The sequence below is a fragment of the Stenotrophomonas sp. NRRL B-14846 genome, from assembly GCF_050473585.1.
Classification (GTDB): domain Bacteria; phylum Pseudomonadota; class Gammaproteobacteria; order Xanthomonadales; family Xanthomonadaceae; genus Stenotrophomonas.
The window spans coordinates 779,458-797,978 of the sequence record NZ_JBFLUN010000022.1 but is presented as its reverse complement, the minus strand read 5'-3'; the positions used below and the strand labels follow the sequence as shown (position 1 = coordinate 797,978).

22 protein-coding genes and 4 tRNA genes are annotated in these 18,521 nt (G+C 64.8%); 11 read left to right on the top strand and 15 right to left on the bottom strand.

Annotated features, from left to right (window positions below):
* Positions 1–83: 83 nt before the first annotated feature.
* Complete coding sequence (locus tag AB1281_RS05835; RefSeq protein ID WP_430345287.1) at positions 84–596, bottom strand: AAA family ATPase; 513 nt, start codon at positions 594–596, stop codon at positions 84–86.
* A gap of 261 nt (positions 597–857) precedes the next feature.
* Between AB1281_RS05835 and AB1281_RS05830 the strand changes: the two genes are divergently transcribed.
* Positions 858–1,934, top strand: coding sequence for an alpha/beta hydrolase (locus tag AB1281_RS05830; RefSeq protein WP_430345286.1), 1,077 nt, complete (start codon positions 858–860; stop codon positions 1,932–1,934).
* Between the two features lie 90 nt (positions 1,935–2,024).
* A complete protein-coding gene (locus AB1281_RS05825; protein ID WP_088025576.1) occupies positions 2,025–2,225 on the top strand; it encodes a hypothetical protein in 201 nt (66 codons plus the stop codon).
* A 32-nt stretch (positions 2,226–2,257) separates the two neighbouring features.
* Here AB1281_RS05825 and AB1281_RS05820 read toward each other — a convergent pair whose 3' ends face one another.
* Positions 2,258–3,190: a LysR family transcriptional regulator gene (locus AB1281_RS05820; protein ID WP_430345285.1), complete on the bottom strand. Its 933-nt coding sequence runs from the start codon at positions 3,188–3,190 to the stop codon at positions 2,258–2,260.
* A 106-nt stretch (positions 3,191–3,296) separates the two neighbouring features.
* Here AB1281_RS05820 and AB1281_RS05815 point away from each other — a divergent pair, with 106 nt between their 5' ends.
* Together AB1281_RS05815 and AB1281_RS05810 are read left to right on the top strand one after the other, a co-directional pair.
* A complete protein-coding gene (locus AB1281_RS05815; RefSeq protein WP_430345284.1) occupies positions 3,297–3,917 on the top strand; it encodes an FMN-dependent NADH-azoreductase in 621 nt (206 codons plus the stop codon).
* A 57-nt stretch (positions 3,918–3,974) separates the two neighbouring features.
* The gene (locus AB1281_RS05810; protein ID WP_430345283.1) at positions 3,975–4,739 is read left to right on the top strand and encodes a thioesterase family protein; all 765 of its coding nucleotides are present in this window, start codon (positions 3,975–3,977) and stop codon (positions 4,737–4,739) included.
* 15 nt (positions 4,740–4,754) lie between these two features.
* Here the strand turns inward: AB1281_RS05810 and AB1281_RS05805 are convergent, their stop codons facing one another.
* Positions 4,755–5,024 (bottom strand): hypothetical protein, encoded by a 270-nt coding sequence (locus AB1281_RS05805; RefSeq protein ID WP_042358614.1) that lies wholly within the window; start codon positions 5,022–5,024, stop codon positions 4,755–4,757.
* Between the two features lie 123 nt (positions 5,025–5,147).
* Entirely contained in the window at positions 5,148–5,852 is a 705-nt protein-coding gene (locus tag AB1281_RS05800; protein WP_430345282.1) for an ArsR/SmtB family transcription factor, read from the bottom strand.
* Between the two features lie 105 nt (positions 5,853–5,957).
* Here AB1281_RS05800 and AB1281_RS05795 point away from each other — a divergent pair, with 105 nt between their 5' ends.
* The gene (locus tag AB1281_RS05795; RefSeq protein WP_430345281.1) at positions 5,958–6,599 is read left to right on the top strand and encodes a flavin reductase family protein; all 642 of its coding nucleotides are present in this window, start codon (positions 5,958–5,960) and stop codon (positions 6,597–6,599) included.
* Between the two features lie 10 nt (positions 6,600–6,609).
* Here AB1281_RS05795 and AB1281_RS05790 read toward each other — a convergent pair whose 3' ends face one another.
* Positions 6,610–7,131 carry an N-acetyltransferase family protein gene (locus AB1281_RS05790; protein ID WP_430345280.1) on the bottom strand — a complete coding sequence of 174 codons (522 nt, stop codon included), beginning with the start codon at positions 7,129–7,131 and terminating at the stop codon, positions 6,610–6,612.
* A gap of 107 nt (positions 7,132–7,238) precedes the next feature.
* On the opposite strand from AB1281_RS05790, the gene AB1281_RS05785 reads away from it, so the two are divergent.
* On the top strand, positions 7,239–7,643 hold the full coding sequence (locus tag AB1281_RS05785) for an NUDIX hydrolase (protein WP_164162409.1): 405 nt from the start codon (positions 7,239–7,241) through the stop codon (positions 7,641–7,643).
* A gap of 73 nt (positions 7,644–7,716) precedes the next feature.
* Here the strand turns inward: AB1281_RS05785 and AB1281_RS05780 are convergent.
* The 3 genes from AB1281_RS05780 to AB1281_RS05770 form a co-directional block, all read right to left on the bottom strand.
* Positions 7,717–7,790 (bottom strand) — tRNA-Cys (locus AB1281_RS05780).
* A 66-nt stretch (positions 7,791–7,856) separates the two neighbouring features.
* A tRNA-Gly gene (locus tag AB1281_RS05775) sits at positions 7,857–7,932 on the bottom strand.
* A 142-nt stretch (positions 7,933–8,074) separates the two neighbouring features.
* Positions 8,075–8,150, bottom strand: a tRNA-Gly gene (locus AB1281_RS05770).
* A 130-nt stretch (positions 8,151–8,280) separates the two neighbouring features.
* Here AB1281_RS05770 and AB1281_RS05765 point away from each other — a divergent pair.
* Positions 8,281–8,682: a hypothetical protein gene (locus AB1281_RS05765; protein ID WP_049446038.1), complete on the top strand. Its 402-nt coding sequence runs from the start codon at positions 8,281–8,283 to the stop codon at positions 8,680–8,682.
* The gene (locus tag AB1281_RS05760) at positions 8,675–9,103 is read left to right on the top strand and encodes a hypothetical protein (RefSeq protein WP_014036633.1); all 429 of its coding nucleotides are present in this window, start codon (positions 8,675–8,677) and stop codon (positions 9,101–9,103) included. Before AB1281_RS05765 ends, AB1281_RS05760 begins: the two co-directional genes overlap by 8 nt.
* 23 nt (positions 9,104–9,126) lie before the next feature.
* On the opposite strand, the gene AB1281_RS05755 is transcribed toward AB1281_RS05760, so the two are convergent.
* From AB1281_RS05755 to AB1281_RS05740, 4 genes are read right to left on the bottom strand one after another with little or no spacing between them, the layout of a single operon-like run.
* A complete protein-coding gene (locus tag AB1281_RS05755; protein WP_430345279.1) occupies positions 9,127–10,044 on the bottom strand; it encodes an HlyD family secretion protein in 918 nt (305 codons plus the stop codon).
* Positions 10,041–10,769, bottom strand: coding sequence for an ABC transporter ATP-binding protein (locus tag AB1281_RS05750; protein WP_049446034.1), 729 nt, complete (start codon positions 10,767–10,769; stop codon positions 10,041–10,043). The genes AB1281_RS05755 and AB1281_RS05750 overlap by 4 nt, the downstream gene beginning before the upstream one ends.
* 10 nt (positions 10,770–10,779) lie before the next feature.
* Positions 10,780–11,919, bottom strand: a complete 1,140-nt coding sequence (locus tag AB1281_RS05745; RefSeq protein WP_430345278.1) for an ABC transporter permease — start codon at positions 11,917–11,919, stop codon at positions 10,780–10,782.
* Positions 11,916–13,379 (bottom strand): TolC family protein, encoded by a 1,464-nt coding sequence (locus AB1281_RS05740; RefSeq protein WP_430345277.1) that lies wholly within the window; start codon positions 13,377–13,379, stop codon positions 11,916–11,918. The genes AB1281_RS05745 and AB1281_RS05740 overlap by 4 nt, the downstream gene beginning before the upstream one ends.
* A gap of 190 nt (positions 13,380–13,569) precedes the next feature.
* Here AB1281_RS05740 and AB1281_RS05735 point away from each other — a divergent pair, with 190 nt between their 5' ends.
* A complete protein-coding gene (locus AB1281_RS05735; RefSeq protein WP_430345276.1) occupies positions 13,570–13,917 on the top strand; it encodes a hypothetical protein in 348 nt (115 codons plus the stop codon).
* A 67-nt stretch (positions 13,918–13,984) separates the two neighbouring features.
* Here AB1281_RS05735 and AB1281_RS05730 read toward each other — a convergent pair.
* Together AB1281_RS05730 and AB1281_RS05725 are read right to left on the bottom strand one after the other, a co-directional pair.
* Positions 13,985–14,060, bottom strand: a tRNA-Gly gene (locus tag AB1281_RS05730).
* Positions 14,061–14,176: 116 nt separating this feature from the next.
* Positions 14,177–15,283, bottom strand: coding sequence for an NAD(P)/FAD-dependent oxidoreductase (locus AB1281_RS05725; RefSeq protein ID WP_430345275.1), 1,107 nt, complete (start codon positions 15,281–15,283; stop codon positions 14,177–14,179).
* Between the two features lie 214 nt (positions 15,284–15,497).
* Here AB1281_RS05725 and AB1281_RS05720 point away from each other — a divergent pair, with 214 nt between their 5' ends.
* Together AB1281_RS05720 and AB1281_RS05715 are read left to right on the top strand one after the other, a co-directional pair.
* Positions 15,498–15,767 carry a hypothetical protein gene (locus AB1281_RS05720; protein ID WP_430345274.1) on the top strand — a complete coding sequence of 90 codons (270 nt, stop codon included), beginning with the start codon at positions 15,498–15,500 and terminating at the stop codon, positions 15,765–15,767.
* Between the two features lie 136 nt (positions 15,768–15,903).
* Positions 15,904–17,037, top strand: a complete 1,134-nt coding sequence (locus AB1281_RS05715) for a formylglycine-generating enzyme family protein (protein WP_430345273.1) — start codon at positions 15,904–15,906, stop codon at positions 17,035–17,037.
* 209 nt (positions 17,038–17,246) lie between these two features.
* Here the strand turns inward: AB1281_RS05715 and AB1281_RS05710 are convergent, their stop codons facing one another.
* A complete protein-coding gene (locus tag AB1281_RS05710) occupies positions 17,247–18,458 on the bottom strand; it encodes an NAD(P)/FAD-dependent oxidoreductase (RefSeq protein WP_430345272.1) in 1,212 nt (403 codons plus the stop codon).
* Between the last annotated feature and the right edge of the window lie 63 nt (positions 18,459–18,521).

Here is an 18,521-nt window from a genome sequence, read left to right as displayed (position 1 = left end):
ATCAAGCGAATAGGGTTCAATGCGTCAGATCGTATCGGAATCGCCACCAAAATGGTCGACTGAACGCTGCACTCTCTGCGCCCTCAAGCCTCCAGTGAATGACGGATCACCATGAAGCCCTCTTCCTGCGCAGGTGCCACGAAGTGGCGGGTGATCTGCTCGAAGGCGTCATCGCTGGCCTGGAACGGGTGTTCACCGCGTGCGTTGCGGGCGCGCAGACGCGCCTTGCAGATGGCGTCGGGAACATCGAGAAAATGCAGTTGATGGGCAACGCCGGCCGACTCGAACAGTTCGCGGCCCCAGGCGCGGGCGGCGGGCGTGTTGAACGGAACGTCGAGCACGACTGAGACGCCGGCCTGCAGGATCGCGCGGACATGCTGCGTCAGCGCAGCGCGCAGTGCTGCCGCGCGCTGCAGGTAGTCGGCGACGGAATGGATCTGGCCGGGATACAGCGCCGCCAGCCAAGCGTCTTCGCTGATCAGCACGTGGCACGGCTGCGCCACCAACCGCTGCGACAGAGTGGACTTTCCGGCGCCGATCTTGCCGCACACCAGGTGCAGGGTCGGGGCATTGCCGGTCGATGAAAGAGGGTGCATCTGCGTTCTCCTCGGTGGATTCCAATACCCGGGAGAGCGCCGCATGCAAGCCGCCTTCCCGGGCGGGTTGCATGGCCGTGACGACCGCGCGCTACCCCGCCTTCCCGTGGGGAATGCGGATAATCGACGCGGCAGTGTGCTGGGCCATGCCGCCAGCGTAGAGCGCGCCACGGCCGACCGGCAATCCCCTGCGGCAGTGCAGCGCGCGCAACAATTCGCGGGCATCTATGCTCGGCGCCATTCCCGGATGGAATGACCACGATGCGCCCCTTGCTTCGATGCGCCCTCGCCCTCGGCCTTCTGCTGCCTGCGGCATCGCTGCTGGCTGCGCCACCCACGGCACCGCGCATGCTCAGCGGCGAGCTGCAGGGCGCCCCCTGGCGCCTGGACGTACCGGCTGCCTGGAACGGCGACCTGGTGATGCTGGCGCATGGCTATGAACCAGTGGGTGTGCCACGCACTACGCCGATGACCGCCAATGACAGCACTGCAACGCTGCTGGCCGCAGGCTACGCCGTCGCGCAGAGCGCCTATGCCAGCCAGGGCTGGGCCGTGGCCGATGCGATCACCGACATGGAACGCCTGCGCCAGCACGCGCTGGGCGAACTCAAGCGCGTGCGCCACACCTGGCTGCTCGGCTTCTCGATGGGCGGCGCGGTGACACTCGCCAGCCTCGAGCGCTACCCGCAGCACTACGCCGGTGGCGTCTCGCTGTGCGGTGCCAACCTCAGTGGCGAACAGATCGCCGCGGATCTGCTGACCACGCTGGTCGCCTTCGATTACTTCTTCCCCAACGCGGAAGGCCTGCCGGCCAGTGGACTGGCGTCGCGCGAAGCGGCCGCGTTGCCGCAGGGAGCGCTCTATCAAGGCATCGCCGGCGCGCTGCAGCAGAACCCACAGCATGCCGAGGTACTGGCCAGGCAACTGCAGGTCGCTCCGGATGCGCTGGCCGGCACGATCAGCCTGCACGCACTGGTCCTGCACGAACTGGCGACACGTAGCGGCGGCATGCCGGTGGGCAACAGGGGCGTGGTCTACCGCGGCTTCGGCGACGACACGGCGTTCAATGCCGGCGTGCAGCGTGTCGACGCCGTGCCCGCGGCACAGGCCGATGTCCGTGCGAAGCTGGCACTGAGCGGCGCGTTGAAGCGACCGCTGGTGATCCAGTTCAACAACAACGATCCCACCATCGTGCCGCATATGCAGACGGTGTATCCGCAGCTGGCGGCCCATGCCGGCGCACGGCCGTTGCCGAAGGTGCTGCCTGCGGCAGGCGAAGGGCATTGCGGCTTCTCTGAAGCCGACGTGGTCGAGGCGTTGAAGGCTGCACGGCGGTGAGCACAACGCGTGTCGCGGTGCATCAAGGCCGCGATGGAAGGACTGCTATGGTAGCCCCGCCCATTGAAGGGCACACAAAGGACTGACGTGATGATCAAGACGACCTTGAAGACCGTGATGTTCCTTGGCATGGCCGTAACCGGCCTGGCCTTCGCCGCAGGATCCTGCGAGTTCTGCACGCTGAAGTACGAGCAGTGCCTGCGTACATCACATGGACCGCTGGGCAAGACCTCCGAGCAGTGTCTGGCCGAGTACAAGCTGTGCCGCGAAACGGACTGCCCGTCGCCCTGACCGGCATCCAGCCGGCTCCTGCGGGAGCCGGCTCAACGCTCACCGGCGCGTCCGGCCTCCACCTCCAGCAGGCGCGCCGGCAACTGCTGCAGCAATGCGTCCACCGCCACCCGCGTCTTCAGCGGCAGGTGGGGCACCCGCGGCCACACCGCATGGATCGGATAGATCGCATTGGAGGCGGCCGGAAAAACTTCCAGCAACCGTCCCTGCTGCAGGGCATCGCGCACCAGCCAGTACGGCAGCCAGGCCACGCCCAGCCCAGCCACGGCCGCATCGGCCACGCCCTGCAGATCGTCCATCTGCACGCGCGCGTCCGGCTTCAACACCTGCGGCTCGCCATCCACCCGCATCTTCCATTCCATCACCTGGCCACGCCGGCTGTAGGCCACCGCCTCCAGCCCACGCAGTGCATCGACGGTGCGTGGCAGCTCGCGCCCGGCCATGAACGCCGGCGAGGCGCAGATCGCCATGCGGTGTTCACCCAGCGGCCGCGCCACCAGATCGCTGCTGTCGGGCAACGCGCCGATGCGGATCGCCAGGTCGATGCCCTCCTCGCGCAGGTCGACCGTACGATCATTGAACTGCAGATCCAACGCCAGCGCCGGATGCTGGCGGGCCAGCTCCAACAGGATCGGTGCGATGCACAGGTGGCCGAACAACACCGGCAGGGACACGCGCAGGCGACCGGCAACCTGGGTTCGCCCGCCCTCGAGCGCGGCCTCGCCTGCACGGATTTCCTCCAGCGCGCGCAGGCAATGCTGGTAGTAGAGCGCCCCGGCCTCGGTCAACTGCTGGCTGCGTGTGGTGCGCAGGAACAACGGGGTGCCGAGCCGCACCTCCAGCCGCGCAATGCTCTTGGCCACCGCCGAGCGGGTGACCTGCAGCGCGTCGGCCGCCTGCGCGAAGTTGCCGGCCTGCACCGTGGCCACGAACACGTCGATACCGTTCAGATCGGACAAGGCCACAATGTATCCAACCAGGAACCAATGGAAGGAAAAAATAGCGCCACTGGCGAAGTTTTTAAAGTCTAGAGTGGGCGCCCTCCCCTTCCACGCAGATCGACTTCCCGCCATGAGCAAGGTGCTTGTCCTCCACTCCAGCCTCAACGGCACCGCCTCGCGCAGCGCCGGCCTGATCAATCGTTTCCTCGCCGAGCGTGCCGCGCAGGGCTTCGATGACGCCGTCACCGTGCGCGACCTCACCGCACTGGACCTGCCGGTGCTGGATGAGGATATCTTCCACGCACTGCGCGGTGCAGAGAACCCGGGGCCACGTGCGCAACAGGCCATCGCGCTGTCCGATGCGCTGATCGACGAGCTGATGGACAGCGACCTGCTGCTGATCGCCGCACCGATGTACAACCTCAACGTACCGACGCCGCTGAAAAACTGGTTCGACCTGGTCGCCCGCGCGCGCGTGACCTTCCGCTACACCGACACCTGGCCACAGGGCCTGGTCCAGGGCGTGGAAGCGGTGGTGTTCAGTCCGCGCGGCGGCGTGCATGTCGGCCAGGGCACCGACACGGTGACGCCCTACCTGCGATCGGTGCTGGGCCTGATCGGCATCACCGAGGTTGATTTCGTCTACGCCGAAGGCATGGACATCCGTCCACATGGCATCGAGCAGGGCATGGCCCGCGCGCAGGCACAATTGACCGCATTGGCGCAGCGCATGCCATTGCCGAACGCTTAGGATGCAGGGGCCGGCAACCGTCCTGCCGCCTCTTTCCCCGCTGAAGCAACGCACCCGATGGCCTTCTTCGAACGACTGAGCGACACCCGTTACCTGCCGACCGAGCATACCGGCGGTGCCTGGAACATCCGCGAGCAGCACATCGCGCCAGCGATCGGACTGCTCGCCCACCACCTCGAACGCGACGCCGCGGCACGCGGTCATGGCTTCCTGATCGCGCGCCTGTCCTACGACATCCTCGGCACCATCCCGATCGAAGCGATGGACGCCGAGGTACAGGTGCTGCGCGGCGGTCGCACCATCGAACTGGTGGAGGCCACACTTCGACACGATGACCGTCCGGCGCTTCGTGTGCGCGCCTGGTTGATGCACCCGAACGATACCGGGGCCATCGCCGGCACGCCGATCAGCGGCATTGCGCCGCCGGAATCGATGCCGGCGTGGGACCCGGGCACGGTCTGGCCCGGTGGTTTCATCCAGAGCATCGAGATCCGTCGCCACGACCAGGGCCCCGGCCGTGCAACCTACTGGGCCCGCGCAACGCAGTCGCTGCTGGATGGTGAAGCGGTCAGCCCATTGGCCCGTGCCGCCACCCTGTTCGACCTGTCCAACGGCATGGCGGTACGCGCCGATCCGAAGGAGGTCGCCTTCCCGAACCTGGACCTCACCGCTCACCTGTTCGGCATGCCCGAAGGCGAGTGGCTGGGTTTCGACACGTCGGTGTCGTTCGGCCGCCAGGGCATCGGCCTGACCAGCACCGTGCTGCACGATGCGCGCGGCCCGATCGGAACACTCGGCCAGGCGCTGACGGTGCGCCCGTAAACGCAACGGGCGGCGTCAGCCGCCCAGCGTGCCCATGGTGAAGGTGTAGCCGGAACTCATCAGGAACTCGCGCATGCGCATTTCCGCACGGCGCGGTGAGGCCAGATTGGCCGGTGCATACAGCGCGTAGACCACGCCGGCGCCTTCGATTGACTCGCGCCGCACGCCACAGTGGCGGGTCTCCGAGGCGACCACCCAGCCATCCTTCAACCGGTCCGGCCCGATCGATTGGCCGTTCATCAGCCGGAACGTCAACCAGCGTACTTCCGCAGCGGATTTGCTCATCGGCGGCATTCCGGCTGGGTACTACGGTCCATCATGTCCTTGCTCGCCATTGCAGCTCCCTAAGACTTGGAACCTGACCATAGCGCCTCCGCATGTCGCGGGCGAATGAGACTGCCCGGGCGCTCAGGTCGCGAGGCCGAACCGCTTCCACAGCGCCTCGCGCCCCGGCGGGGTCAGCCGCAGTTCGCGACGGCCTTCAACACGCCGCAGCCAATCGTTGTTCACGAAGCTGTCCAGCATCGCCTCGCCGACCAGCCCGGCCAGATGCGGACGCCGCTCGGTGCAGTCCAGGCATCCCCGGCAATAGCGCGCGGGCCTGGCCGTCACCGGCTGCTGCAGCACCTCGACCAGCGGCTGGCCGAGCTCCCGCAGGAACGCCGCCCCCTCTGCGCTCACCTGCCAATAGCCGTCGCGCGGCAGCAAGTGCCCTGCCTGCAGCAGGTGATCGGTGATGGCCACCGCATGCACGCCGGCCAGGTGGCGATAGCACGAGCGCGCCTCGCGCAACGCAGGCAGGCTGCGTGACGCGGCGGCGGTGCATGAGGGCGTGCGCTCGGCCACACGCAGGATGCCCTCCAGCATGTCCGCGACCTCGGTCGACGCCAGCCGATGGTAGCGATGGCGGCCCTGCGGGATGGCTACCAGCAGATCGCCTTCAATCAAGCGCCGCAGGTGCGTGCTCGCCGTCTGTGGCGTCACCCCGGCCACCCGCGCCAGTTCCATCGCGGTGTACGCGCGGCCGTCCATCAGTTGCAGCAACATGGCGGCGCGTGCCTGGTCACCGACCAGGGCACCGACACTGACAAGGGAACCGGAGGTGTGGACCATGCCGGCATTGTGGCATGCAGGGCCCGGCCGACAGTTCGATGCAGGCCGAAGCATTGCCGGCCCGCCCCGGCGCACAGTCACCGCCCCGCTCTTCCGAGAACCGCAGTGACGAACCCTTCGATCCAGCGTCGGCGCATCACGCCTTCGGTCCTGTACCCGGGCACGCCGGTACTGCTGATGACCACGCTCAATCCCGACGGCAGCAGCAACATCAGCCCGCTCTCTTCGTTCTGGGCGCTGGGCAACCGGGTCGTGCTGGGGCTCGGCACGCAGGGCCAGGGCTATCGCAACCTGCAGCTGCGCAACGAGTGCGTGTTGAACTTTCCCTCCTCTGCGCAAGCGGCCCAGGTCGAGGCCATCGCGCGTGCGACCGGCCGCGATCCGGTTCCCGATGCCAAGCAGGCGATGGGCTACGTGCATGTGCGTGACAAGTTCGCGTTGGGTGGCTTTACCGCCGTACCGTCAGCACAGGTCGCACCCGCTACGATTGCCGAATGCCCGCTGCAGGTGGAAGTCACGGTGATGGCGATGCACGCACCCAGTGATGACGATGGCCAGCACTTCGTGATCGTCGAAGGCCGCATCCGCTGCGTGCATGCGCATGAGGCGATCACCCATGCAGGCAGCCAGCACATCGATGTCGCCCACTGGAAACCGTTGATCTATCTGTTCCGCCACTACCTGGGCGTGGGTGAACCGGTCGGGCGCAACTTCCGCGCGCAGACGCCGGCACATGACCCGGCATAGAGGCGGTGATTCAAGGTGGCGGCGATGATGGGTGGCTGGTCACTGAAATCCAGTACGACACCATGTCCACATAGCGGCCGTCGCGCTTCACCGCGCGCGGCTCGACGCCGGATTCGGTGAATCCCAGCGACTCGTACAGTCCCCGCGCGGCAGCGTTGTCTGCCAGCACCGTGAGCGTGAGCGACTCGATGCCATCCGTGCGTGCCGCCGCGAATGCCGCAAGGAACAGTTGACGGGCGATGCCATGACCACGATGGGCTGCGCCAACATGGACGCTGTGGATCTCCGCCGTGTGCCGCCGCGCCAACCGCACCGGGCGCACATAGCGCAGGAAGCCCACCAGCATGCCGTCAACGAACGTGCCGAAGTAGCGCGTACCAGGATCGGCAAGCTGGGCGCGCATCACGTCCGCCGAGTCATGCTGTGCCTCGGCCAGCGTGGACAGGAACGCAGCGGGCGACTCACGAAGCGCCTGCAACCGTGCCTGCCAGAGAATGTCGGCGTCGTCAGCACCGAGTAGCCGGATAAGCATGCGACACACCCGTGAGGCTGTTGATGCACAGGTGCCCAGCCTAGCGCGGGTCCACCTGATGCGGTGTGCATGCAAGAATGAAGTCAGCCCCTTCTTTACTCTCCGCCATGACTGAACTGCAGATTCCCCGCGTTGGATGCGGCGCCGTCGTCCGTGATGCCGACGGCCGCATCCTGCTGATCCAGCGCGGACGCGATCCGGAGCGCGGGCATTGGGGGCTGCCCGGCGGCAAAGTCGACTGGATGGAAACGGTAGAGGCTGCCGTGGTCCGCGAAGTCCGCGAGGAGACCGCCTTGGAAGTTCAGCTGCTGCGCCTGCTATGCGTGGCCGATCATTTCGAGCCGGCGCTTGCGCAGCACTGGGTTGCGCCGATCTACGAGGCACGGGCAACTACCGGCACCGAGGCCTCCATCCAGGAGCCGGGTGTGCAGACCGGGCTAGGCTGGTTTGCCGTGGATTCACTGCCCCAGCCGCTGACGCAGGCCACGGTGCAGGCGCTGGCCCGGCTGTAGCGAGTATCGATCCGGGCACGTGCCGGTATCCAGACAAACAAAAAAGCCCTGACCGGAGTCAGGGCTTTTCAACTGGAGGCCTCAAGCGGAATCGAACCGCTGTAAACGGATTTGCAATCCGGTGCATAGCCACTCTGCCATGAGGCCAACGTACTGCGCGCCAGGAACAGGGCCCTGACAAGACAAAACCCCATGATGGGGCCTGTCGGAACATGGAGCGGGAAACGAGACTCGAACTCGCGACCTCAACCTTGGCAAGGTTGCGCTCTACCAACTGAGCTATTCCCGCGTAAGCCGACATGGTACCGGAAATCCGGGACACACACCAGCGATTTCACCTTTCTGACTGCGCGTAAAGCCTTGTGGCCCAACGTGCCCCGCCTTGCCGTGGCGGGAGAAAAACAAGGCCCCTACCGGGGCCCTGTAGAATCTGGAGCGGGAAACGAGACTCGAACTCGCGACCTCAACCTTGGCAAGGTTGCGCTCTACCAACTGAGCTATTCCCGCAGATTCCGTTCGACCTGCGTCGAAGGAGCGCTATTGTGTCCAAATTCCTTCACGCCGTCAACAGCCTTCACACGATGCGGTCACGGGCGTCCGCACTGGGGTACGCTGCCCCGCCCGGTCCCATTCGCCCATGTTCCTTCGCGGCACGCCCCTGTTGATCGCCCTGCTGCTGCATCTGCTGGTGGCGCTGCTGTACTGGGCACTGATTCCGCTGGGAATGAACGCGTATCGCGACCATTTCGGCTTCACCTCCCATCGCGACATCGGCCTGGGCATCGCCCAGTTCCATCTGTTCTGGATGTTCATTGGCGCCCAGCCGCTTATCGCGGTGTTGCGGCCATTGTTCGCCAAGGTGCTGGTGCTGGCGATCCCGTTGGTGTTCGCGACCTGGACGCTGATGCACAACCACCCGCTGCGCCTGCTGTACTTCACCATCGGACCCGGCCTGCTGGCACTGGCCGCAATCGCGGTGAGCCTGCGCTATTCGTCGCGCGGAACCTCCCGCCCCACCACGGACACCGCCGATGCCTAGACGTTACATCCGCCTGTTCTGGCTGCTGGTCGCGCTGACCTGGCTGGCGCTGATCGCTGCGCTGGTCAATGCCGGCTTCACTCCGGACTACTGGCTGCTGCACCACCTGGAAGGCGCCGAGCTGCCCTACCCGACCAGCACCGTCATCGTGTTCGCGCTGCTGGGAGCCGTCGAGCTGGTGGTGGCCGCACTGATCGTGCAGCCCTGGAAACTGAGACGCCTGTGGCTGCGCCTGCTGATCGCGTTCGCGTTGCTGGTGGTGTGGTCGGTGCCGTGGATGCTGTCCGCGATGCACCAGCCGCCGGTGCACGGCATGCACCTGCTGTGGTTGCTGCTGCTGGACGTGGGGCTGCTCCTGGCGCTGTGCGTGGTGTCTGCAGTGAGTGCGTGGCGAACCATCAGGCGTCGAGGAGCCCCATAGGCGGCCCCGTCGCAACACCAGGCTTACTTCCGGAACTCCACCCGCACATGCTGGCCGAAGCGGGCCTTGGCCTCACCTTCGAACTCCAGCACACACTCCACCACCTTGGCCACGCCACGCCCGGCATCTTCGGGCAGGCGTGCCTGCGCGAACACGGGGCTGATGCGCACCACGCGTGCGGACGGCAGCGTGCTGGTGTTCTCGGCACCATCGCTGTCCGGCACCACAGTGGCCTTCATGCCCACCTGCACGGCATCGGCATAGGCGGCGCTGAGTTCGGCGCGCACCTGCAGCGAACGCGCCGGCAGCAGCGAGATCGCCGGCTTGCCAGCCTGCACGAAGGCACCGAGCCCCGGCACCTGTCCGACCACGGTGCCGGCTTCCGGCGCGCTCAGCGACATCTGCTGCAGTTTCAGTTTTGCGTGTTCAAGCTTGTGCTGGGCCATGTCGACCTGCGCACCGGCCACATCAACATCGGCGCGCACACCTGCCAGCTGCTGCTTGGCCGCATCGGCCTGCTGGTTGGACGACACGCCTTCGCTGGCGCCGGTGGACAGACGGGTCGCGTTGCGCTCCAGTTCGCGCAGCTGCGCCTGGCTGCCCTTCAGGCGGTCATTGGCCAGGGCGAGATCGGCGGTGGCCATCGCCACCTCCTGCTGCAGCAGGGCACCATCCAGCGACAGCAGCAACTGTCCCTTCTTCACCGTGGCGCCCTCCTTCACCGGCGCGGCGGTGATCGAACCATCCACCGGCGGCGCCAGCGCGATCAGGCCACCCTCGACGTCGATGATGCCGCGCGCCACCGCGACCTTGCCGGCGGTGGCGTCGGCCTTGCCCGAAGGCGCCGGCGCGGGTGCAGGCGCGTCCTTGGAACAGGCGCCGAGCAGCAGTGCCGCGGACAGGGCCAGGCTGAGGGGGAGCAGGTGCGACGTCTTGGTCATGGGGCGGACTCTACAGTTTCGTTCTGGCGGCGGTCATCACGGACCATGCCGTCTTCCATGGCGATCACCCGATCGGCATGCCGGATCAGGCGCGGATCGTGGCTCACGCACAGCACGGTAGCGCCATGCGCACGTGCGTAGCGGTGCAGGATGTCGATCACGCGCTGGCCGTTCTCGGCGTCCAGCGCGCTGGTGGGTTCGTCGGCGAAGATCAGCGTCGGCGACTTGGCGAAGGCGCGGGCAACGGCCACACGCTGCTTCTCGCCGCCGGACAGCTGCGCCGGGCGCATGTGGCTGCGGTGGCTGAGGCCCACCTCTTCAAGTGCCTTGCGGGCCAGCGGTTCGCTTTCGCGATTGCTCATGCCGCGGTAACCCAGCGGCAACTGCACCTGCTCCAGCGCGGTCAGCGCCGGGAACAGGTTGAAGCCCTGGAACACGAAACCGACATGGTGCAGGCGGAAGCGCTCCACTTCACTGCGACTCATGTGGCCCACGTCCTGGCCGAGCGCGTGCACGCGACCGCCATCGGGCGATGACAGGCCGGACAGCAGCGACAGCAGCGTGCTCTTGCCGCAGCCGGATGGGCCCGACACCAGCGTCAGCTCGCCGGGATAGATGTCCAGCGACAGGCCGCGCAGCACCGGCACCTGTACATCGCCGGACATGAAGCCCTTTTCCAGTGCGTCGGCCTGCAGGGTCGGGGCGACGGCGCGTGTAGAAGTCATCGGCCGGTCCTCAACGCAGCAGCAACGATGGATCGGAGCGGACGACACTGCGTACCGCCATGATGCTCGACAGCATGGCCATCACCGCGACCAGCGCTACGCAGCCGATGATGACCATCGGCGTCAGCTGCACCGGCACGCGCTGGGTCTGTGCGATCAACAGCACGACGGTGCTGAACGCCGCCGCCAGCAACATGCCCACGCCGCCGATCAGCAATGCCTGCTCGAACACCACCCGCGCCAGCGCATAGCGCCCGGCACCGAGTGCGTTGAGCGTGGCGTACTCGCGCACCGAGCCGGCCACCACGGAAGCAAATGACTGGTTGGTGATCACTGCGCCGACGAAGCAGACGATGACGGCCATGAACAGCACCGCGATGCCGGCACCGGTATCGAACAGCCAGTATTGCTGCGAACGGCTGGCGAACTCCGGTGCAGTCCAGAACTCGACCGGCGTGGCCTGCCCCATCGACGCGGCCAGGCGGTCGCGCACGCGGTCGGCCAGGTCCGGCGAACGCAGGCCCGCCACGAAATAGGTACTGCCCTCGTGCGGATCGGTGCCAGCAATGGCGCGCGCGGTATCCAGCGACGCCAGCACATTGACGCCACCGAGGCCACGCAGGCCGGGTTGCGCAGCGACCACGCGCACCGCCTTGCCGTTGATCCACGCACGGTTGTTCTGCAGGTCCACGCCCAGCGTATCCAGATCGGCGCTGTCGACGATCACCGCACCCGGCTCACGCAGCTGCGCGCGCAGGTCGGCAGGGAGGATGCGCGCGAACATCATCGCGTCGTCCCGGGTGGAGATGCCGGACAGATACACCGACACGTTGCCAGTGCCCTGCGCGCCGGACCGCCATTCGCCATCGACCCACTCGTAGGGTTCGACGCGGGTGACATCCTGGTCCATACGCAGATGGCTTTCCACATCCGCGCTGATTGCATGGCCGTAGTTGACGCTCTGGGTGCCGGGGAAACCGGCCCAGATATCGGCGGATGAAGCCTTCACGTAGATCGCGGCGGTACCGAAGATGCCCAGCACCAGTGCCGCCTGCACGATCAACAGCACGCCAGCGAAACACATCGCCAGCACCACCGGCAGGAACCGGCGCCACTCGTAGGCCAAGGTCTTGCGGGCCAGTGCGATCATTGCGACTCGCCCTCAGCCTCGACCGGCAGCGGTGCGCCGCCCAGGGAGCGGTACAGCGAGGCGAATGCGAGCACACGCGCGCCCTGCGCACCGATCAGATCGGCCTGCGAGGCCAGTGCGGCACGCTGCGTGTCGAGCCCATCGAATTCGCTGGACAGGCCAAGCTGCACCTGCCGCGCCTGGCGCTTGACCTGCTGGCCGGCGGCATCATCGGCCGCACGCAGCGACTGGATGCTGCTGTCCTGCCGCGCCAGGCTGCCCAGTGCGCCTTCCACTTCGCTCACACCTTCCAGCACCGCCTTGCGGTAGCCGAGCAGCGCGGCATCCAGCTGCTTTTCATCGGCATGGAAACGCGCGCGACGCTGGCCCCAGTCCCACAGCGGAATATCGATGTACGGGCCGATCGACGGACTGGAGTCGGAGTTCGAGCGGGCGTTCTGGGTAAGGTTGTACGCGTACAGGATCGAGCCGCCGAGACTGACCCGCGGATACATCGCGGCGCGCGCGGAGCCCTTGCTGGCAGCAGCCTGCATCACCTCCGATTCGGCCAGCAGGATCTGCGGCCGATGGCGCAGCAGATCGGCCGGTACCTGCTGCAGCGAGAACGCACCCAGCGTCGGCGGCGTGCGATAGGCGCGCCAGGCCGGGTCCGGGCCATCACGGCCCAGCAGCAGGGCCAGCGCGCGGGCAGCGTTGTCCGCATTTTCGCGGGCCTGCGCCGTGGCCGCCCGGGTCGCCGCCTGGCGTGCACGCAGGCGATCAAGTTCGCCGGGCTCATCCAGGCGCAGGCGCTGGCGTACCAGGGCCAACTGTTCGCCACGATCGTCCACCGCCTGCTGGCGGGCCAGAAGGTCCTGCTGGGCCTGTGCCACGGTCAGATCCAGATAGCTGCGCACCACGTCGGCGATCACCGCGACCTGCGCGGCATTGCGCAGCGCCTCGGCATTGCCGGCTGACGCCTGTGCACTCAACTGCGCGCTCTCGGCGGCGCCGAACAGGCCCAGGTCCCAGATCGCTTCGATACCGGCGTGGAAATAGGTGTCGACCGCAGCGGCATCCTGCACCTGCTTGGCGCTGGCCGAGATTTCCGGCAGGAAGCGCGAGTCCGAAGTGCCGGCGACAATCCGCACGGCCTGCAGGCGCAGCGTGGCCTGCTGCAGGTCGAGGTTGCCGGTGATGGCCTGATCGACCAGTCCATCCAGCGCCGGGTCGGACAACACTTTCCACCACTGTTTGGCGTCCACTGCCACGCCCTGGCCCTGCGGTACCTGGGTCCAGGTGCTGGGCGTGCGATCAGGCAGGTCCGGAACCGGCACCGACATGCAGCCCGCCAAGGCCAGGCTTGCGAGCAGCGCGCCGGGGCGCAGCACTGCCTGCAGGGAAAATCCGCGCCCGGTCCTGGGCACTGCCACTGGAGTGATACGCCTGACCACCAGCCCGCCAACGTGTAGAAGGAGCATGAAGGCTACCGTGCGATTGTGGAGCGAACATGGAGAATTGGTCCGAAAAAGGTCACAACACGCGTGCGGTTCAGGCAACGCTGACCCAGCCTTTCACTACGCTTTCAATGCGTTCCCCGCGCGGAACACTGGACGCCTTTCACTGCGTATTGCACATTGCGGCACTGTCTTGCTTCGATGCTGCCTGCCTGTGAAACGTCCCCGCCGCTGGCTGTTGACTGCCTCGATCACGACATTGATTGTCGCTGCGCTCGCTGTCGCGCTGGCCACCCCACTGGCCTCGAACGCCCTGCTGCTCCTGATGGAGCGCAGCAACTTCATTCCTGCCGAATCCTCGATCCTCACCTTCGAACCGTATGCGATCAACGACGGCTCGTCGAACTACTGGTTGTACGGAAAGGACCGGAACTACTACTACCACTTCACCTACGAAGATGACGTCCCCTACATCTACATCCCGCAGGACAACCGCTGCCCCGGTTTCGACCAGCAGGATGTCCGGACCTGGTGCAGCGCACTGCCCGGCAAGGCACGCTAGCGCGGCGGTGGTGCAACCGGTGTGACAAACGAAAAACGCCCCCTTGCGGGAGCGTTGTTCTTGAATCTGGAGCGGGAAACGAGACTCGAACTCGCGACCTCAACCTTGGCAAGGTTGCGCTCTACCAACTGAGCTATTCCCGCAGATTTCGTTCGACCTGCGTCGAAGGAGCGCTATTGTGTCGATATTGCTGCACGGCGTCAACAGGAATTTTCACGTGAAGTGAAGGGCGGCGTTCAGGCGGCGCTGCCTGCTCCCTTCACGTGCGCAGGCCGCGGCGATGAAAGTAGATCTGCTCGGCGACGCGCCGCGTGGCAGCCGTGTGCAGCAGCGCATTGAGCGGCCAATCGGCCTGCAGGTGATCCATCGCCCAGCGCAGCAGGCGCTTGCAATGGAAGGCCGGGGCGACCTTCTGCGCTACCCGCTCGGCGTCCGGTCCTTGGCCACGCAGATGGCGGGCAATCGCCTCGCCGACCGCCCAGCCGTGCCGCCACGAGGAGTGGATGCCCCCGGCGGACAGCGGCGAGACGATGCCCGCTGCGTCGCCGGTCAGGATCAGGCGTTGGCCGGTGATCGGCCCATCCGGCCGGCCGCAGGGCACCAGGCCGGCGCGGGTGGCCGAAGGACGCGCCGAGGGCGGAATGCCGACCACATCGCGCACATGCTCAAGGAAGCCATCGATATCTGGCGGCCGCACCCGGTCCGGGTCATGGCGAACCGCCAGCCCGACCTGCAGGCCGGTTGGATTCTGCGCGACCCAGCCGATGTAGCCCGGCGCATAGCGCTTGCTGACGAAGCAATGCAACGCATCACCCTGCGGCAGTTGCAAGCCGGCGAACTCGCGTTCGACACCGAAGAGATTGTCGCGCACCTGGCCGAGGCCAGTGCGCCGGGCCACGCGTGAGCGCGCGCCATCGGCGCCGACCAGATAGGCGCACCGCCCCGCCCCTTCCACCTGCCAGCCGTCACCATTGCGATGGGCGTCGGTGAAGGACTGCTGCAGGCGAAGGTCGACACCATTCGCGCGCAGTTCGCTGGCCAGCCAGCGCATCAGGTTGGGCGTATCGGTGGTGAGGAAGTAATAGCCCGGTGCGGTCAGCAGCACGCTGCGCAGGTTCGGCGCATACAGCCGCACATTGGCAACGCGTTGCACCAGGTGTTCGGGCATGCGCCCCAGCCAGGTCTGCTCCATCGCTTCCTTCACCACGATGCCGGTGGTGTGCAGGCGTTCGCCGGGATCGGTTTTGCGTTCGATCACGCAGACGCGCAGGCCGTACTGGGCAGCGGCCAGTGCGCAGGCCGCACCGGCGAAGCTTGCGCCAACTATGACCAGGTCGTGGTCGTAGGCAGAGGACATGTGGGGCATCGCGGCATCTCTTGATTGAAACGGAGATGCAGCATCGCCAGCGTGCGGGGCGGGGCGATGGGGTGGCGGTGAAGTGGGGATGAAGTGACTGACAGCTGGCGAGGCATGGCGGCTTTCAGACTAATTGCATGGACGGGACTAAAACCGGGATCGATAGTCCGATGCTTCAAGCATCCGCCCTCCCGTCCAGATCCATGCAAAACCAGAGAGAGAAATGAGCACTGAAAACCAGATCCGCCGGCTAGACAGGAAAGTGCGCAGATGGATCAAGCAATGGCCTGAGAACACCGTGAACCGGGAGCTATTCCTAATAGAGCCATTCAATACAATATCTGAGTATCTTGGCAGCAAAGGCTATCACTACGGCGAACCCTATACCGCGCTGGGTGACGCAATTGACCACGATGAGGACGTCCCCAGTGAAAGTGGCTACTTCTATGCGCGCCTAAATCATGAACGCTTGGGACGCCGCCGAGCGGCATGAGCGAAGCTTGGTAGACCTTCTTAAGTCAGGGAAGGATCGAGATAGAGAATTCTATGAAATAAAATATGAGCGAAGCGAATTGGCTACAATTTAGGATCGGCTGAAGGCATTTATCTCTTCCGGTTATGCGCTCGCTATGAATGATACAGCCCATTACAAGCTGAACGTTGGCCGCAACCCGAATTACCCGCGACGCCGCGAGCTTGGCTCTTGCGGTGCGGATATTGCCTGGGTAAATCTAATTGGAGTAATCATGAAGATCTTTAAGGCGTCTATATTTTTTTTGGCTTTTTTAAGTTTGTCAGGCTGCAACCAGCTGGCGCGTGGAGTTGACCATAAGGAACTCAGGCCAACTGCGATAGAGATGAAGCATTTTATCGAAGAAGTAAAAAGGGACTTGGTGTTTGTTGAGGGCGGTGAATATTTGATGGGTGATTATGGATTGCAGTATGGGACGGAGCAGATGTCTTATGATTGGGATAAAGACAGTCGGCCAGTACATAAGGTCAAGTTGAGCACCTTTTCCATTGCAAGATTCAAGATCTCAAATAAAGAGTTTGAGATGTATCTTAAAAGCAATGGTTTTAAGTTGCGTTCTTTTGAAGTGGGGGCAATACAGGAGAAGTGGAAGAACATTCATTCTTTACCTGATTTGCCAGCACATATGGACTGGTATGAAGCCGAACGCTATTGCAGCTGGCTGGCTAAAGTGTCCAATCTTCCTTTCTCATTACCCACGGAGGCCCAGTGGGAGTACGCGGCACGCAGCCGAGGGCAGTTTTTGATGGTGGCCACTGATGACGGTACTTATAAGCAGACAAATGATGACTTTACTGAATATGGGGGAGGGCCAAAAGGAATTAACATTTCCACCTATCGAGATCGTCGGGATTTTGCTAGACAAATGGCGTGGAGCACGGAGGGGCTTACGCCCTTGCCGGTGGACAGGTTCCCCCCCAATCCATTGGGCCTTTATGCCATGTCGGATAATGGACTGGAGTGGGTCAAGGATTGGTATGACGAAAATTATTATCAGTACTCCCCTGAAATTGATCCCCAGGGGCCGGAAACACCAGTGACCAAGGACTACTATGGCCGGGATACAAAAGTTACACGTGGTCAGGCATATGCCAATCCAAGCTGGGGAGGAGGAGTGAATGTGCACAGAACCCCTGAGAATCCGCATGGTTATGCATCCGAAGACAAAATGATTGTGTTGGGCGATAAAACGGCCAGGTGTGTTGTTAATAGCCACAATCGGATTGAGTAGCGGCGAGCTCCATATTTCAGGGCAGCATTTAAATGCAGGCCACCTGAAAGGCGGGTAATGGTTTTATTATTTTGCGCATAATGATATGCGCGGAGTTACTCGTTTTGGAGACAAACTGGGCGATCCACCGCGCTGGGTCAACCGTGCGCTGCTTCAGACGAACAGCGCTCCTGTGCGAGGGCGCTGCCTGAATATTCTTCGCCTCGCTCTCAGGCGACCACGATCCGCAGTGGGTCGGCCGACGCCAGGATCTCCGCGCGCTCACCCGTGGGCGGATAGATCCATTCGGTGTTGATGCGGGTCTTCAGCGCCTTGGCTTCAGCACCGGACAGCACCACCTGGCGATCCCAGCCCTCGGTGTAGACAGCACCCCACGGCCCCAGGTCCAGACAGGTCACGTACTTGGGTTGCGCATACGGAATCATCGCTTCCCCGATCAGGTCAGCCGCAGCGTTGTGTCCGGCGGAGCGCCCCAGGTTCATCGCGTGCTGGCAGGACATCATCGCCACGTTGCCTTCGTCATCGGTGGCGGCATGCGCGCAGTCGCCGGTAGCGAACACCGCGTCGACACCGTTCGCCTTCAGCGTGCGGTCCACGTGCAGGCGACCCACGGCGTCGTGCTGGCCGGGAATCTGAGCAGTCAACGCACTGGCACGTGCACCAGCAGTCCAGACAACGGTGGCGGCGTCGATGCGTTCTCCGTTTTCCAGCGTTACGCCCTCCGCATCCACGCGAGCGACACCCGAGCCCAGACGCCAAGACACACCCAACGCCTTGAGCGCCTGCGTGATGACCGGGCGCGGGCCTTCACCCAGGTCAGGGCCCAGCGCATCGGCGCGCTCGACCATGATGACGTTCACCGCGGCATCGGCGCCGAGCACTTCGCGCAGGCGAACCGGCATTTCTGCTGCGGTTTCGATACCGGTGAAGCCCGCACCGGCGATCACCACCGTATTGCGCGCCGCGCTCTGCGGGCGAGCAGCAAGACCATCCATATGCGCCTGCAGGCGGGCTGCATCGGCAATCTGGTCGACGTTGAAGGCGTGCTGCTGCAAGCCGGGAATGGGCGGGCAGTTCAGACGACTACCGGCGGCCAGCACCAGGCGGTCGTAGTGCAGTGTCTGCGCTGCGGTATCAGCCCCTGTGCCCGCCACCTGCACCTTCTGGTTGGCGACGTCGATGTGTTCGACGCGGCCGGCAAGATAGCGCACGCCAACGGCATCGAAGATCGCCCGCAGCGGTGCCGTCATGCGCTCCGGCCCCTTTTCGTAGAGGCGCGGGCGCACATGCAGCTCCGGCGACGGCGCAACCAGCACGATCTCCACATCACGGCGCGCCGCCTGGTCGAGAAGACGGGCGGCGGCGAGCGCGCTCCACATGCCGGCAAAGCCGGCGCCGATGACAAGAATGCGTTGGGACACGGAGGGAAATCCTTCTGGAAATCAGGGTTCAGGCGCCCGGGTGCGCGGGCGGCACGGGCGTGG